The organism is Sphingopyxis sp. MWB1 (assembly GCF_000763945.1).
Classification (GTDB): Bacteria; Pseudomonadota; Alphaproteobacteria; order Sphingomonadales; family Sphingomonadaceae; genus Sphingopyxis.
This window is the reverse complement of sequence record NZ_JQFJ01000002.1, coordinates 1,742,441-1,758,434: the sequence shown is the minus strand read 5'-3', so window position 1 is coordinate 1,758,434 and position 15,994 is coordinate 1,742,441. Positions and strand designations below refer to the sequence as shown.

General features: G+C 61.8%; 12 protein-coding genes. 4 read left to right on the top strand and 8 right to left on the bottom strand.

The annotated features are described in order from the left end of the window. Positions 1-124 precede the first annotated feature (124 nt). From JV18_RS15045 to JV18_RS0108785, 6 genes are all read right to left on the bottom strand, one after another. A complete protein-coding gene (locus JV18_RS15045) occupies positions 125-1,093 on the bottom strand; it encodes an FRG domain-containing protein (protein ID WP_081944755.1) in 969 nt (322 codons plus the stop codon). After that, complete coding sequence (locus tag JV18_RS0108805) at positions 1,015-1,245, bottom strand: hypothetical protein (protein WP_033074211.1); 231 nt, start codon at positions 1,243-1,245, stop codon at positions 1,015-1,017. Before JV18_RS0108805 ends, JV18_RS15045 begins: the two co-directional genes overlap by 79 nt. A 133-nt stretch (positions 1,246-1,378) precedes the next feature. Beyond that, a complete protein-coding gene (locus JV18_RS0108800; RefSeq protein WP_033074210.1) occupies positions 1,379-2,434 on the bottom strand; it encodes a ribonucleotide-diphosphate reductase subunit beta in 1,056 nt (351 codons plus the stop codon). Positions 2,435-2,554: 120 nt separating this feature from the next. Then, a complete protein-coding gene (locus JV18_RS0108795; RefSeq protein WP_033074209.1) occupies positions 2,555-4,510 on the bottom strand; it encodes a ribonucleoside-diphosphate reductase subunit alpha in 1,956 nt (651 codons plus the stop codon). Between the two features lie 711 nt (positions 4,511-5,221). Further along, positions 5,222-7,492, bottom strand: coding sequence for an EAL domain-containing protein (locus tag JV18_RS0108790; protein ID WP_033074208.1), 2,271 nt, complete (start codon positions 7,490-7,492; stop codon positions 5,222-5,224). A gap of 249 nt (positions 7,493-7,741) precedes the next feature. Then, entirely contained in the window at positions 7,742-9,484 is a 1,743-nt protein-coding gene (locus JV18_RS0108785; protein WP_033074207.1) for an acyl-CoA dehydrogenase, read from the bottom strand. A gap of 54 nt (positions 9,485-9,538) precedes the next feature. On the opposite strand from JV18_RS0108785, the gene JV18_RS0108780 reads away from it, so the two are divergent. Then, complete coding sequence (locus JV18_RS0108780) at positions 9,539-10,495, top strand: L-threonylcarbamoyladenylate synthase (protein WP_033074206.1); 957 nt, start codon at positions 9,539-9,541, stop codon at positions 10,493-10,495. Positions 10,496-10,657: 162 nt separating this feature from the next. Here JV18_RS0108780 and JV18_RS0108775 read toward each other — a convergent pair whose 3' ends face one another. Continuing rightward, on the bottom strand, positions 10,658-11,560 hold the full coding sequence (locus tag JV18_RS0108775) for a DMT family transporter (protein ID WP_033074205.1): 903 nt from the start codon (positions 11,558-11,560) through the stop codon (positions 10,658-10,660). An 84-nt stretch (positions 11,561-11,644) separates the two neighbouring features. On the opposite strand from JV18_RS0108775, the gene JV18_RS14680 reads away from it, so the two are divergent. From JV18_RS14680 to JV18_RS14675, 3 genes are all read left to right on the top strand, one after another. Beyond that, positions 11,645-12,682: a DUF6624 domain-containing protein gene (locus JV18_RS14680; RefSeq protein WP_144243907.1), complete on the top strand. Its 1,038-nt coding sequence runs from the start codon at positions 11,645-11,647 to the stop codon at positions 12,680-12,682. A 72-nt stretch (positions 12,683-12,754) separates the two neighbouring features. Then, positions 12,755-14,272 carry an acyl-CoA carboxylase subunit beta gene (locus tag JV18_RS0108765; protein WP_033074204.1) on the top strand — a complete coding sequence of 506 codons (1,518 nt, stop codon included), beginning with the start codon at positions 12,755-12,757 and terminating at the stop codon, positions 14,270-14,272. 124 nt (positions 14,273-14,396) lie between these two features. Next, a complete protein-coding gene (locus tag JV18_RS14675; RefSeq protein WP_160174187.1) occupies positions 14,397-15,497 on the top strand; it encodes a S41 family peptidase in 1,101 nt (366 codons plus the stop codon). Here the strand turns inward: JV18_RS14675 and JV18_RS0108755 are convergent. After that, a complete protein-coding gene (locus JV18_RS0108755; RefSeq protein WP_033074203.1) occupies positions 15,486-15,971 on the bottom strand; it encodes a GNAT family N-acetyltransferase in 486 nt (161 codons plus the stop codon). The two genes, JV18_RS14675 and JV18_RS0108755, sit on opposite strands and share 12 nt — an antisense overlap. Between the last annotated feature and the right edge of the window lie 23 nt (positions 15,972-15,994).

Sequence of the window (15,994 nt, the reverse complement as noted above, 5' to 3'; positions counted from 1 at the left end):
CGTTCGCGGGTGACGAAGATTGGTGCCAAAGCGGACACGTCTGCCCGCTCATCATGCCAAACCATCCCCCTCCATTCGTCATGCCGGACTTGATCCGGTATCTAGAAAATGAAGGCATATATTTTCAAAATGGAAAAGCCATATCTTTGTATCTTTGGCAAATTCTCTTGGCGGCTTTGTCTATTTCAGGAAACATTGTGCTTCCATCAATTCCGAGCTGATCTAGTCTATTTCTAATCTGTGACTTAGCCGATTTCGAAATCGTCATTTTTATCATCATATTTGTTTTTTCGAACGCGGGTCCGCGTTTTGGATCCAGTCCATATAGAATGAATTGACCCGATTGTGCGTGCATCCTCTGATTGGACCGTTTCGGGGTTACTGATACCGGACGAAATAAATCAACCCTATGAATTCTAGGGGAAAAATGCGGCTTCTCGGCCCTAATAAACTGAATAAGGCGATCAGTAGGTTGTAGCGCATTGAATTCACTGACGGTGCGAGCTTTCGTTGTTTCAAGTGTTAAGCGTTCATCTTCTTTAAGGTTCGCTAAATTCGCCATGCAGCTAACAACATCAGAATCATAAAATTTATGTCTTTCTGCCATTCCTATGAATATAATGACCGCTCCGTCTTTTTCCGCCGAATCATCCTGATCTACGGCAAAGTAAAGTGCGACCAAAGGATTCTTGGTTACATCCAATAATCTGGTGTAAAGGCCATAATGTTGCATTCTCACTAGGCGATCAAACATAGATTGATCGTTAGAGAAATCATTTGGGAAGAGGCTTACTAGTTCTCGGACGATCTCTGCTTCATATTTCGAAACATCAGGAATTTGGCGGAATATGCTTGGGATGACTTTCCAAGACTCGTCTGCATGTCCGCGGTAGAGGAGGCTTTTGTTGGGATAGCGTTCCACTGTCTCTTGGAAAAATTTCAGCGCGTCTTCGATGCTATGCGCGGTGAAGCTGGAATTGGGGTTTTGGCCAGTAATCATAGCGCCTTTATCCGCTAAACCGAAAACCCGCCTGCATTCCGCCGGTTCGAGTTCGCCGCCAGCACCTTCTTGCCCGCCGGGGTCAGCGCCCATTTGGCGCCTTGTTGCGCCACCAGTCCCAGTGCGGCGAGTTCGTCGCGGATGGGGTCAGTGGGGAGTTGGGGGCGGCGGTTGGCGAGGCCCTCCAGCGTTGCGCGTTGCGGCTGGCTGAGGATCAGGAGTTTGAGTTTTTTCTTGTCGGTCATGGGATAGCCCTGTCGCTTTCTGTCTGCGTCGCTTTGGGCCGGTCGCGACGTCGCTTGCCCTCCCCGCGGCGACTAGGGAGCAAGCTCCCAAGTCTTGCTGCCCCTCCCGCAGGCGGGAGGGGATTAAGTCGTTTTACTCGGCGGCGATGCCGGCTTGTTTGAACATGTCGTCGCCGTCGTCGCCTTCGGGGGCGGTTTCGTCGTTCGCCTTGGCTTTCTTGCGGCTATCGAAGCTGGTCCACACGCTGTTCCAGTCGCCGCGCGTTGCCGCCTTTGAATATTCGGTCGCGCGGGTTTCGAAGAAATTGGCGTGCTCGACGCCGTTGAGGAGCGGGGCGAGCCATGGCAGCGGGTGCTCGTCGATCATGTAGATCGGCTGGAAGCCGAGCTGCCCGAGGCGCCAGTCGGCGATGTAGCGGATGTAGCGCTTGATCTCCTTGGGCGTCATGCCGGGGACGGGGCCTTGTTCAAAGGCGAGGTCGATGAAGGCATCTTCGAGCCGCACCGTTTTCTGGCAGCAGTCGATGATATCTTCCTTCACCGCCTTGGTCAGGCAGCCGCGTTCCTTGGTAAAGGCGTGGAAGAGGCGCGTGATGCCTTCGCAGTGCAGGCTTTCGTCGCGCACCGACCAGCTGACGATCTGGCCCATGCCTTTCATCTTGTTGAAGCGCGGGAAGTTCATCAGCATCGCGAAGCTGGCGAAAAGCTGCAGCCCCTCGGTAAAGCCGCCGAACATGGCGAGGGTGCGCGCGATATCCTCGTCGCTGTCGACGCCGAAGGTGCCGAGATAATCGTGCTTGGCGCGCATCTCGTCATATTCGAGGAACATGCCATATTCGCTCTCGGGCATGCCGATCGTGTCGAGCAGGTGGCTGTAGGCGGCGATATGGACGGTTTCCATGTTGCTGAACGCGGTCAGCATCATCTTGACCTCGGTCGGCTTGAACACGCGGCCGTACTTGTCGTGATAGCAATCCTGCACCTCGACATCGGCCTGGGTGAAGAAGCGGAAGATCTGCGTGAGCAGATTGCGTTCATGGTCGCTGATCTTCTGCGCCCAGTCGCGGCAATCCTCGCCCAGCGGCACCTCCTCGGGCATCCAGTGGATCTGCTGCTGGCGCTTCCAGAAATCATAGGCCCAGGGATATTCGAAGGGCTTGTAGGTTTTGCGGGCTTCCAACAAAGGCATCGGCTTATCCTCGGGTCAAATCTTGGTCGTCATTCCGGCGAAAGCGGAATCGGTCGATGGGGTACGCTTCCCCGCATGGACCCCGGATCAAGTCCGGGGTGACGGGGAAGGGGAAGGGGTTCACTGGCAGGCCAGGCACTCGTCATAGTCGGTCGTCCCCGCCGCGAGTTCGAACTTGGCGGCTTCGGGGGTGTTGTCAGCCTCGACCCCGCCCGCGAAGCCGGCGCGCTGCACCGATTTCGAGCGGAGATAATAGAGCGATTTGATGCCAAGCTCCCACGCGCGGTAGTGGAGCATGAGCAGGTCCCATTTCTCGACATCCGCCGGGATGAAGAGGTTCAGCGACGCGGCCTGGTCGATATAGGGCGTGCGGTCGGCGGCGAGTTCGAGCAGCCAGCGCTGGTCGATCTCGAAGCTCGTCTTGAAGCAGTCCTTCTCGTCCTGCGTCAGGAAGTCGAGGTGCTGGACGCTGCCCCCCTTTTCGAGGATCGTGTTCCACACATTGTCGCTGTTCTTCGCCTTGTCGACGAGCAGCGCCTCGAGATGCGGGTTCTTGACCACAAAGCTGCCCGACAGCGTCTTGTGCGTGTAGATGTTCGCGGGGATCGGCTCGATGCACGCGCTGGTGCCGCCGCAGATGATGCTGATCGACGCGGTCGGCGCGATCGCCATCTTGCACGAAAAGCGCTCCATCACGCCCTGATCGGCGGCGTCGGGGCAGGGGCCGCGCTCTTTGGCGAGCAGCATCGACGCGGCGTCGACCTGGCTGCGGATATGCTTGAAGATGCGCAGGTTCGACGATTTCGCCATCGCGCCCTCGAACGGAAGGCCGCGCGCCTGGAGGAAGCTGTGGAAGCCCATCACGCCGAGGCCGACCGAGCGCTCGCGGCTCGCCGAATATTTGGCGCGCGCCATTTCGGGCGGGGCGCGGTCGATATAATCCTGAAGGACATTGTCGAGCATGCGCATCACATCTTCGATGAAGCGCTTGTCGCCGTTCCACTCGTCCCAGGTTTCGAGGTTGAGCGACGAGAGGCAGCAGACCGCGGTGCGGTCATTACCCAGATGGTCGCGGCCCGTCGGCAGCGTGATCTCGCTGCACAGGTTCGACGTCGTGACCTTGAGCCCCAGCTCGCGGTGATGCTTGGGCATCATCCGGTTCACCTGGTCGATGAAGATGATATAGGGCTCGCCCGTCGCAAGGCGCGTTTCGACCAGCTTCTGGAACAGGCTGCGCGCATCAACCGTGTTGCGGACGCTGCCGTCGCGCGGGCTGCGCAGGTCAAATTCGCGGCCGTCGCGCACCGCTTCCATAAATTCATCGGTGATCAGCACGCCATGGTGCAGGTTCAGCGCCTTGCGGTTGAAATCGCCCGAGGGTTTGCGAACCTCCAGAAACTCTTCAATCTCGGGGTGCGAGACGTCGAGATAGCAGGCCGCCGAGCCGCGGCGCAGCGAGCCCTGGCTGATTGCGAGGGTGAGCGAGTCCATCACGCGGACAAAGGGGATGATCCCGCTGGTCTTGCCATTGAGGCCGACCGGTTCGCCAATGCCGCGCACCGCGCCCCAATAGGTGCCGATGCCGCCGCCGCGGCTCGCCAGCCAGACATTTTCATTCCAGGTGTTGACGATGCCTTCGAGGCTGTCGTCGACCGAATTGAGATAGCAGGAGATGGGAAGGCCGCGTCCGGTGCCGCCGTTCGACAAGACGGGGGTCGCGGGCATGAACCACAGGCGCGAGATATAATCGTAAAGGCGCTGGGCGTGCTCGGCATCGTCGGCATAGGCGTCGGCGACGCGCGCGAACAAGTCCTGATAGGATTCGCCGGGGAGGAGATAGCGGTCCTGCAGGGTTTCCTTGCCAAAATCGGTCAGCAGCGCGTCGCGGCTGGCGTCGGTGACAATGGAAAAGCGCCGCGCGCGGATTTTCGGCTCGTCGCTCTGGTTCAGCTTGGCGGCCACGTCCCCTTCAGGGAGGGCGGAAGCTGCGGGCGCTTCATTTGGCGCTTCATTCTTCGTCAATTCCACCGCCGACACGTCGCTTGTCTCCACTCGATCCGTTTCCCGAAAGTCCATCTGACCGCCCCTGTTTTCCCAATACGCCGCCTGGCGCGATGTTCCACTCTTGTTCGACTCGGGACGAAGCCCCAGTCTATCACGTCTGCGGGTGGCATGGGGGCACTATTTGGACGCAACAGAGGGTGTCCCGCTATCCACATGGCGTGGACAGCGGAATTCCGCCATTTTGGGCCAAATACTAATTATTGGGTGCCCCCTTCGGCCGACCCACCACCTATAGTGCCACGTCGGCGCTGCGATGCAAGACGGTAAATGGGGCTTGACCGACTCGGCTCGTCGCCCGTTTGATTCGCTTCATCGTGCCTGCGACCCGGGGAAGCGCGGGAAAGCGGGCTTTCCCAATCAAAAGTGCGCCGCGAACGCGAGGCCTTTTCTTAAGAAAATATTTATCCCTGCCGAGGGCTTGACAGAAGGGCGACTTGAGGGGGCGCTTGAGCCCCTGCTTCGCTATTGACGCTATCGCCGGACAACGCCCGCCTCCAAAAGAAAAGGCCCCGGCAAATGCCGAGGCCCTATCCTGTTAAAATCTATACTCGATTAAGCGTGCGCGCCGCCGTTGCCGGTGCCGCCGCCGCCCATCCAACTCCAAAACCAACCCATAACAAACCTCCTGTAGGTACTGCTCGGATCGAACAGTTAACATGGTATTTACCATATTCCTCAAGGTTAATCGAGTCTTAACCATAACTATGGGCCTGATGGCGTTGTTCAGGCAGAGCGCGCTTTGCTGTTATTGTGCAGCGCCTTTGAAAGGTCGGCAAAATTCTGTGGTTTTCCAAGGTAATAGCCTTGGCCTACGTCGCAATTGAGCTGCCCCAGCAACTGCATCGTCGCTCGGTCCTCTATGCCCTCTGCCACGGCGACGGCGCCCAATCGATGGGCGAGGTCAATTGTGGACTTAACGATTTCAAAATTGCGGGACGAATCGCACATGGTGCCAACGAAACGTTTGTCGATCTTGATTTCGTCCGCCTCGATTTCGGTCAGATATTCAAGGTTCGACTGACCGGTGCCATAATCGTCGATCGACAGGCGTACGCCTGCGCGCCGCAATTGGCTCAGGGTCTGGCGCGCCTGACGACTATTTTCGATCTGCGCGGTTTCGGTGATTTCAATTGTCAGCATCTCCGGCGGAAGATGATGCGCGGTCAGCATCACCCGGATCGTGCTCACAAGGTCGGCATGGTCGAGCAAGGCGGCGGAGAGATTGACCGACATATGCGCGACTATGCCCTCGTCGCGTAATTGGGCGCTGGAGCGAATAGCCTGATCCATGACGAACAGTGTCAGGCGATAGATATCCTGGCTCTTCTCCGCTTGAACGATAAATTCATCGGGCGGAATGGGGCCGCGTGTTGGGTGGCTCCAGCGCGCCAGCGCTTCGATGCCGACCAGCGAACCGCTGTCGATATGATATTGCGGCTGATAAGCGACCCAGATATCGCCTCCGATCAGGGCATCTTCCAGTTCCGAATGGAAGCTCAGCTGCCAGCCGGCATCCTCCTGGCCACGGGGGGTATATTTCGTCCAAAGCGCACGGGTGCGTATCGCGTGCTCCGCAGCGACCAGGGCGGCGGCCAGCCGCTGGCCGTTGGACCCTTCAAATTCGTCATTGACCCCAAAGGCGATCGACACGTCGACGCGCAACTCTCCGATGGTCAGGGGAGCATTGAAGAGCGCGGCGAGACCCGCCAGCTGACTCTCAATCTGGCTATGCTGATAATAGGGGACCAGCCAGGCAAAACTGCCGTCGGGGTCATGGTGCAAGGCGGTGCCTTGTGATGCCAGTTGCAACCGGCGCGCAACCTGCTCGATCAATTGCTGGCTACCCTCACCGGGCAGAAAGGCGGTCAGATCGTCGAAATTGACGAGCTTGGCCGCGATGACAGTGTGGCTACCGAAAGCAGCCTGATTGCGTAGCGCCTCAAAATTGGGAAGGCCGGAAACCGGATTTTGCCGTTGCGCAGATTGTTTGCGCCGCTGCCTTGTTACATTCGCGGCGATGGCGGCGACAAGCACGAGGGCAGGGCCCACCACCGTAGTGACCAACTGGGCTGCGAGCCAAATTTTTCCGCCGATCACCAGCAGAATAGCCGCGCTGGCCGCCAGATAAAAGTGGCGACCCCTTTTATACCACAGCCCTACGGCGAGGGCGATGCCGGCCGCAGCGAGGCTCAACCACCAGCCGATATCGCTGGGAAGGCCACGCTTGAGCGTTTCCGCGCCGATCAGATGAATGAAAGCTCCCGGAATACGGTCATGCCCGGGCAGAAAATGTGTGTCCTGAAAGGTCGGCGCGGTCGCCGCAAAAATGACATCTTTGCCCGCAAGCTCTGCGGTCCCGGCTTTGCCAGTCAACAGGTCCAGCGCGCTGACGACGGGAATGGAATCGGTGCGATAGGAATAATCGAGGGCATAGGTTGTCGGCGTCTTGATGTAACGGCGCGCAATCTCCGCGGACATGCTCGGATAAATCTGCCCATTCATCTCCAGCGCGACCGGCAACCGCCAAACCTGCCAATATTCATATTCCCAACCGATCGGGACGCGCTGCGCTTTCGGGCCAAAAGCAACGGTGGGAAAACGTGTGAACTGCGTTGCACCTTGCCGCGTCGATTTTGCCTCCACCGCCAGTCCCACGCGTTCCCCCATCTCACGGACGGCACGGGTCAGCTTCGGGAAATCCGCATCTTTTTCGCGGCGGTCATAAATAAAGTCGATGAACAATCGGGCGGCCCCCGCCTTGTCGATCGCCTCAACAATTTTGGCGTGCTGCGTCATCGACACATCGCCATTTTCGAAATGCTCCAGCGTCTTTTCATCAAGAGCTACTACGGCAATGTCGCCGGATACGGGACGCCAGGCCAATCGGCCGATTGCCGCCTCAACCATGCGGTCGATCGGTTCGGAGGCGTCTGAAAGCCCGACGGCAAGTGCCAGCAGCAGCGACACCCCGATGGCGCGCCAACTGATGATCATATTGGGGCCAGATTTTGGCACGCACGTCTCCAGCAATTGCCGGATGTGCTTAGAATGCGATGGTTATCATTGCGTTAATTATGAATGAAATCTTTCGCGGCACGAAAGGCGGGGGGCGCCCCTTGTGTGCACAGCCGAGCGGCGCAAGGGCGACAGCAGCCCCCGCCGGCGCGGGGGCGGTGCCTTTTGTTGTGACCTGCGCGGACGGCGCTGACACGGGGCTCTTCCCGCTGCCGCCTCTCTGCCGCTTCAGCCGAGCGTGGGAAGCGGCGCCAGCGCCGCGTCGCCCGCGAGCGCCGAGGGGGCAAGGCCCGTTGCCGCGGGCACAATCTGCTGCAGGTAAAAGCGGGTCGAGGCGATTTTGGCTTCCAGAAACGCCGTGTCGCCGCTGTCTTCTGCCAGCCCGGCCTTGGCCGCATGGTGCTGGATCGCCATCAGCCAGCCGCAGGTCGCGGTGGCGAGCATGGTGAGATAGGGATAGCTGCCCGCCAGCCGGTCGGGGGCATTGGCGCCGGCCATCCAGTCGGTGACCGCGCGGCACGCCTCGGCCAGTTCGCGAAGCTCGGGAAAGTCGCCCGCGCCATGGGCAATATCGTCGATCAGCGCGCGGACCATGTCGCCGCCCGCCATGCCCAGCTTGCGCCCGACCAGATCGGCGGCCTGAATGCCATTGGTGCCTTCGTAAATCGGCGCGATGCGCGCGTCGCGATAATGTTGCGCGGCGCCGGTTTCCTCGATGAAGCCCATGCCGCCATGCACCTGCACGCCCAGGCTCGCGACTTCGCAGCCGATGTCGGTTGCATGTGCCTTGGCCAGCGGGATCAATATTTCGGCGCGCATCTTTGCGGCCTCATCGCCCAGCTTGCCGAAATCGGTCTGCGCGGCGGCATAATAGATGAGCGCGCGCGCAGCCTCGGTCTGCGCGCGCATCCGCCACAACATGCGCTTGACGTCGGGATGATGGTCGATCGTGACGGGGGTGCGGTCGGCGCTTCCCGCCAGCGCCGATTGCACGCGCTCGGCAGCATAACGCTGCGCCTGCTGCGTCGCGCGTTCGGCGATCTGTACGCCCTGGCAACCGACCATCAGGCGCGCATTGTTCATCATCACGAACATGGCGCGCATTCCGCCCATTTCTTCGCCGACAATCTCGCCGAGGCAGTCTTCGTCCTCGCCATAGACCATGACGGCGGTGGGGGAGGCGTGGATGCCGAGCTTATGCTCGATCGACGCGCAATGAACGCCGTTCGAAATCGCCGGCTGGCCATCGGCATCGAGCCGATATTTGGGGACGAGGAACAGCGAAATGCCGCGCGTGCCTTCGGGCGCGCCCGGCGTGCGCGCGAGGACGAGGTGGACAATATTGTCGGTCAGGTCATGCTCGCCGAAGGTAATGAAGATCTTTTGCCCCTTGATCTTGTAGAGGCCCGCATGTTCGCCCTCGGTGATTTTTTCGGCGGTCGAACGCAGCGCGCCGACGTCGCTGCCCGCGGCAGGCTCGGTCAGGTTCATCGTTCCGTTCCACTCGCCGGTGACAAGCTTGGGCAGCCAGCGCTGCCGCTGCTCCTCGGTGCCATAGGCCATCAGCGCGTGGATCGCGCCGGGGGTCAGGATGTTGCACAGGGTAAAGCCCATGTCGGCGCTGCCCAGCGCTTCGATCACCACCGTCGCCAGCGTGAAGGGCAGGTCCTGCCCGCCATAGGCGGCTGGTCCGTCGATGGTGCCCCAGCCGCCCTCGACAAATTGGCGATAGGCTTCCTTGAACCCCGGCGGCATGGTGACGCGGCCATTGTCCCATTTGGGATTTTGCACATCGCCGACGCGGTTCAGCGGCGCGTAAACATCGGCGGCAAATTCGCCGATTCCCGCCACAATCGCTTCGACCATATCGGGGGCGGCGGCGGCGAAACGCTCATGCTGCGCCATCGCGTCGATCCGCGCGATATGGTTGAGAACGAAAAGCTGTTCGGTGGTCGGCGCGCTATACGTCATGGGATGCCCCGCTTTTGCTGGTGATTCATCGGTTGGCGGCGGCTATAGCGCGGCATGGCCGAGCGTCAAAATGAGCCGATGATCACCGAAAGCTGCCCCTACGGCAGCAACGCCATAGCGCGCGCAGCGGCGCTGATCGCGGCGGGCCAGCCCGTCGCGGTGCCGACCGAGACCGTCTATGGCCTTGCCGCCGATGCGCGCGATTCGCAGGCGGTGGCGCGCATCTATGCGGCCAAGGGGCGACCCGATTTCAACCCGCTGATCGTTCATGTGCCCAGCGCCGAAATGGCGGAGACGCTGGGGCGATTCGGTGCTGTCGAGCGCGCGCTGGCAGAGGCTTTCTGGCCGGGGCCGCTCACTCTGGTGGTGCCGCGCGCGCCCGATTGCCCGGTGGCCAGCATTGCGACCGCGGGGCTCGATACGATCGCGCTGCGCGTGCCCGAACATCGCGCGATGCAGGCGCTGCTTGCGGAGACCGGCGCACCGCTGGCCGCGCCCAGCGCCAATGCCAGCGGCCGGGTCAGCCCCACGCGCGCCGAGCATGTGCGCGCCAGCCTCGATGGCCGCATCGCGCTGGTGATCGACGATGGCGCGACGCGCGCCGGGGTCGAATCGACCATCGCGCGGGTGGTGGACGGCGCGGTGCAAATCCTGCGTCCCGGTCCGGTCACTGCGTCGATGCTGGGGGAGGCAAGCGGATTGCCGGTCACGGGCGCGAGCGGCGCCGAACTCGTCGCGCCGGGAATGCTCGCCAGCCATTATGCGCCGGGCAAGCCCGTGCGGCTCAGCGCCACGGGCTTTGCTGTCGAGGAATTTGGCATCGGCTTTGGCGCGATTGCCGGCGATTATAATCTCAGCGCAGCGGGCGATCTGACCGAAGCGGCGGCCAATTTGTTCGACGCGCTCCACGCCGCCGCGGCCAGTGTGAAGGCCGAAATTGCCGTCGCTGCCATTCCCGCCGAGGGGCTGGGCGCGGCGATCAACGACCGGCTTGCGCGCGCCGCGGTGTGATTTTTGGTTCGCGCAAAGGCGCAAAGATACGAAGAGCCTTGCTGGCGCCGACAGGCGCCATTGCCCCCCGACGTTGCGTTGGAAGGGATCGATAAAAAGGGAATGCCGCATCGCGGCAAAAATGTCGTCTTCGTGTCTTTGTGTCTTCGTGCGAAACAATCCCTACGCCGCCGCCGGTTCCACCGGATCAAGCTGCGGCGACTTGCGCGCCACGATCAAACAGGCTCCGACGATCAGCATCGCCCCCGCAACGGTCGGCAGCGTCACCGGCTCGGCATAAAAATACCATCCGAACAGCATCGCCCATAAAAAGCCCGTATATTCGCTCGTCGCCAGAATCTGGGTTTCGGCGCGGCCATAGGCCCAGCTTAAAAGCAGCAGCGACAGCGTCGCCAACAGCGCGGCTCCGCCGATCGCCGGGCCATGCGCCATGCCGGGGATGACCAGAAACCAGGGCGCACCCAGCGCGAGGATCAGCGTCACGAACAAATTTTGGAAAAAGGCGATCTCCAGCGGCTCGGCCATCTTCGCCTGCCGCCGCGCGAGGATCAGATTATAGGCATAGAATAGCGCCGACAGAAACACCGCGCCGACCGCCCACAGCGCCTCGGGCGCATAATCGCCACGCCCCAGCTTGCCGGTGACGATGACGATGACGCCGGTCAGGCCGAGGAGCGAAGCGGCGATCGAGCGCGGTCCGATCTTCTCGCCCAGAAACACCGCCGCCATATAAAGCGCCATCAGCGGCGCGACAAAGGCCAGCGCAATCGCCTCCGCCATCGGCAGCCGCGCCAGCGCCCAGAAAAAGCACAGCGCCATCGCCGCAACAAAGAAGGAGCGCACCGCATGAATGCGAAGCGTCGCCGCCGCCGGCATGACCGGCCGCGCCGCAAAATAAACCAGCCCGCTGATCACCGCCCCCGCCGCATTGCGCCAGAGCACCGCATTATAAACGCCAAGCCCGATCGACAGCCCCTTCATCAGCACGTCCATCGCCGAATAGGTGGCAATGCCCAGACAGGCGATCAGAAAGGGGATGAGCGGGGAAGGCGAATCGGGGCGCATGAAATGGCTGTAGCCGAGAATCCGGATCGGGGTCAGCCAGTGGTTGCCGCTTCCAGGCGCAGTGATAGCAAGACGGTTATGAAGATGATCGCACGATTCGTGGCCGCCGGGCTGGTGCTGGCGAGCTATTTGGGGCCGCCCGGGCTTGCTGCGGCGGAGCGCTCGGCCGTGCCGACGATCCTCCAAGCCTATATCCATGACGGGACGTTTGATCCGGGGGACTTCCAATGGATGGCGGGTCGCTGGTCCGAAGCGCCGCCTGCAGATCGCCGTCAATGGGAAACGGTGCGTGCCTATATCAACCAATGTTCCGAAACCGCGACATTGGCCATGCGCCAACAACTGGCCGCATTGGGCATTGAGGCCGTGGCGCTGCCCTCGGCTTCCTATGGTGACGCGCTGTGCGGCCAGATAAAGGCCGCCGTCAGCCTCCGCCCGGCGTCCCCGGCCGATTTTGCCCAATGGCCGCATCATTTTGCGAGAGCGAAGCTCTTGTGGGAATTTGCGCTTGCGGGGGCCGGGCTGAATCAGGCCATCGTCCGGCCCTACATGGAAGAGGGCCCCGATGCGCTCATTCGCGCAACGATCGGGGAGCAATATGCCCGCCGTGCCATGTCGTGGGACCGGGTAGAAAATGCGCCTCCGCTTCCTGAGGAGCTTCAACCCTTTTTCCAGTATCTGGCAGAGTTGATGGTGGATCGCGAGGATCGGAAAAACACCGAATTTCTTCGCGGCTATATCGAGGAAAAGGGCTGGCCGAAAATCAGCGAGGCAGGAAACCACGCGTCACGCGCCGCTTGGCTTTTGGCGCAACATGCCGATCAGGACCCAGCGCTGCAATTGCGGGCGCTCCGGCTGATGGAGCCGCTCGCAAAGGAGGGCGAGGTCGATAAATCGAACTACGCCTATTTATATGACCGCGTCATGTTGAAGATTTCGGGATTTCAGCGTTATGCGACGCAGTTTTCCGGTTGCGAGCACGGACATCGGGAAAGGCCGCTGCGCCCGCTGGAAAATAATGATCCCCAACAACTGGACCAGTTGCGAGCCGCGATGGGCCTTGAGCCGCTTGCTCATTATCGCGCGTTCATGGATCGATCGTTCGGCCCTTGTCCGGGCTGATGCAGCGGAAAGATGGGCCGGTGCCGAGGAAAGACGATGACGTTTCCGTCAACGTCAGTTAGCCTCGGCGCCATGAGCTGGAAGAAAGAAGTCGACGAACTCGCCGCGCGGCGGGCGATGGCCGAGAAGATGGGCGGCACGGAAAAGGTCGCGCGCCAGCACAGCCGGGGCAAGATGGATGCCCGCGCGCGGCTAGCGGCGCTCGTCGATCCGGGGAGCTTTCGCGAGATCGGCAAGATTGCCGGGCGCGGCACTTATGGGCCCGAAGGCGAACTGGAAGATCTGGCGGCGTCGAACTTCATCTTTGGCCGCGCCAATATCGCGGGGCGGCCGGTCGTCGCCAGCGCCGACGATTTCACCGTGCGGGGCGGCGCGGCCGATGCGGCGCTGCACAGGAAATTCGTCCAGTGCGAGGCGATGGCGCATGAATATCGCCTGCCGCTGATCCGCATGATCGACGGCACGGGCGGCGGCGGGTCGGTCAAGTCGCTCGAGGATATGGGCTATACCTATATCCCCCATGTTCCGGGCTGGGACGAGATCATCGCAAACCTCGACACGGTGCCGGTGGTCGCGCTGGCGCTGGGGCCGACCGCGGGGCTGGGCGCGGCGCGCGTCGTCGCGAGCCATTACAGCATCATGGTTCGCGGGCTGTCGCAGCTGTTTGCGGCGGGACCGGCGGTCGCGGCGGCGATTGGCGACACATTGGACCGCGAGCAATTGGGCGGCTGTGATGTCCATACCCGCAACGGCGTGGTCGATGATGAGGTGGCGAGCGAGGCGGAGGCGTTCGCAGCGGCGCGGCGTTTCCTCTCCTACCTGCCTTCGTCGATCCACGAACGGGCAGCGCGCACGGCGTGCAGCGATCCGGTGGATCGCCGCGACGACGCCTTGCTGTCGGTCGTCCCGCGCGAGGCGAAGCAAGTTTATTCGATGCGGCGCATTACCGACGCGGTGTTCGACAAGGGCAGTGTTTTCGAGATGGGCGCGCGCTGGGGCCGCGCGGTCATCACCGCCTTTGCCCGGCTCGACGGCTGGCCGGTCGCGGTGCTCGCGAGCGACCCTTCCTATCTTGGCGGATCGTGGGACGCGAAGACGAGCGAGAAGGCCGAACGTTTCGTCAAGCTCGCCGACCAGTTCCGCCTGCCGATCGTCCATCTGGTCGACAATCCGGGCTTCATGATCGGCGGCGAGGCCGAGCGGACGGGGACGATCCGCTATGGCGTGCAGGCGATGAATGCGATCTACCGCGCCACTGTGCCGCTGGCGTCGGTCGTGGTGCGGCGCGCCTATGGCATTGCGGGCAGCGCGATGTCGAACGCCGAGCGCTTTCAATATCGCTTCGCCTGGCCGTCGGGCGACTGGGGCAGCCTGCCGATCGAGGGCGGGGTCGAAGTCGCCTACAAGAGTGAGCTGGAGGCGGCGGCGGACCCCGCCGCCCATCTGGAGGCGATCCGCGCGCGATTGAATCGTGTGCGCTCGCCCTTTCGCACGGCGGAGAAATTCGGGGTCGAGGATATTATCGATCCGCGCGATACGAGGCCGCTGCTCTGCGAATTTGCCGGACTGGCGTGGAGGGTGCTGACATAACGCCCGTTCCTGCGGAGTCTGGCGCGCGCGACATCGCGCCGATCTGCAAACTACAAATGTAGTTGATGTGTATTGTTCATGTGATACACCGCCCTGTGGACCGGGGATGTTTTTGGAGGTTCACATGATTCGCCTGCCTTTCTTTCTCCCGGCGCTGCTCGTTGCAACCGGCAGTTTCGTCTCCTCACCCATTTTTCCCGCTCCGGCTCTCGCTGCCGAAACGGTCTCTGCCAATGAAATCGCCGAAAATTACGCGAAAATGCTCGAGGAGGATTATGTCTATGCCGACATTGGCAAACGTTATGCCGAGGCGCTGCGCGCCGGGATTGCGTCAGGGCGCTTTGCGAAGCTGACTGGCGAAGAACTTGCCGGGGCGCTCGAAACGACGGTGCAGTCGGTTTCGCCCGACGGGCATATCCGCGTGCGCGCCGGGGTGGGGGCGCCGCCGCCACAGGGCGCGGGCGCTCCGCCGTCCATGCCCGAACCGATCGAGCAGGCGGGATGGATCGCGCCGGGCATCGCCTATATCCGGTTCAACAATTTTCCGCATGATGATGCGACCACGGCGCGCGCCGCGAAGTTCATGGCCGATCATGCGGATGCCCGGGCGGTCATCTTTGATATTCGCACCAATAATGGCGGCGGCCTTGCACAAATGGACGCCATGCTCCCCTGGCTGTTCGACAAGCCGACGCGGCTCGTCACCATGGCGCTGCGCGCCTCGGTCGATGCAAAGGGCTTTCTGATCGGCGACGGCCCGACAATGCGCCGTGTCCCGGGTGACCCAGCGATGGTGACGCGCGAACATTGGGTCACACCCAATAAAGACGGACGCCTGCGCGACGCCAAAGTCTATCTGCTCACGTCGGGCGCGTCGCGGTCGGCGGCGGAGCATTTCGCCCTGTCGATGAAGCATACGGGGCGCGCCAGGCTGATCGGCGCGGCGACGGGCGGGGCCAATCATTTCGGCGGTGGGCAGGATCTGGGCGGCGATTTCGGCGCCTTCATCCCTGTCGGGCGTACCTATGACCCCGTGACGGGCAAGGATTGGGAAGGCGACGGCCTCGCGCCCGATGTCGAGGTTGCGCCCGAACGCGCGCTCGAGGTCGCGCTCGCGGAACTGGGACTTCCCGCTGATGACGCGAAGCGGCTCTCGGACGCCTATATGCCGACGCGGTCGATGGAGCGGCGCAAGCCGCTGGTGACGCCAGCCTCAGGACGCTGAGCTGGCGAGGGCGGGGAGCGCGTCGCCATCGACGCGCATCACCGTCCATTCGTCCATCATCCGCGCGCCCAGGCTTTTGTAGAAGCCGATGCTCGGCTCGTTCCAGTCGAGCACCGACCATTCGAGCCGGGCGCAATCGCGCGCCACGCAGAGTTTCGCAAGATGTGTCAGCAGCGCCTTTCCGAGCCCCGATCCGCGCGCCGCGGGGCGAACAAACAGATCTTCGAGGTAAATGCCGGGGCGTCCCTCGAAGGTCGAAAAATTGTGGAAGAAGAGCGCGAAGCCCTGGGGCACCCCAGCCAGTTCACCGATCACGACCTCGGCATAGGGGCGGGCGCCGAACAGATTCTCGCTAAGCTTCGCCTCGTCGAAACGTGCTTCATGCGCGAGTTTTTCATATTCGGCGAGGTCGCGAATGAACTGCGCGATTAGCGGGAGATCGGCGGGCGTGGCGGGGCGGATGGAAAGAGTCATTGTGGAGCCATGTCGCGCCACTG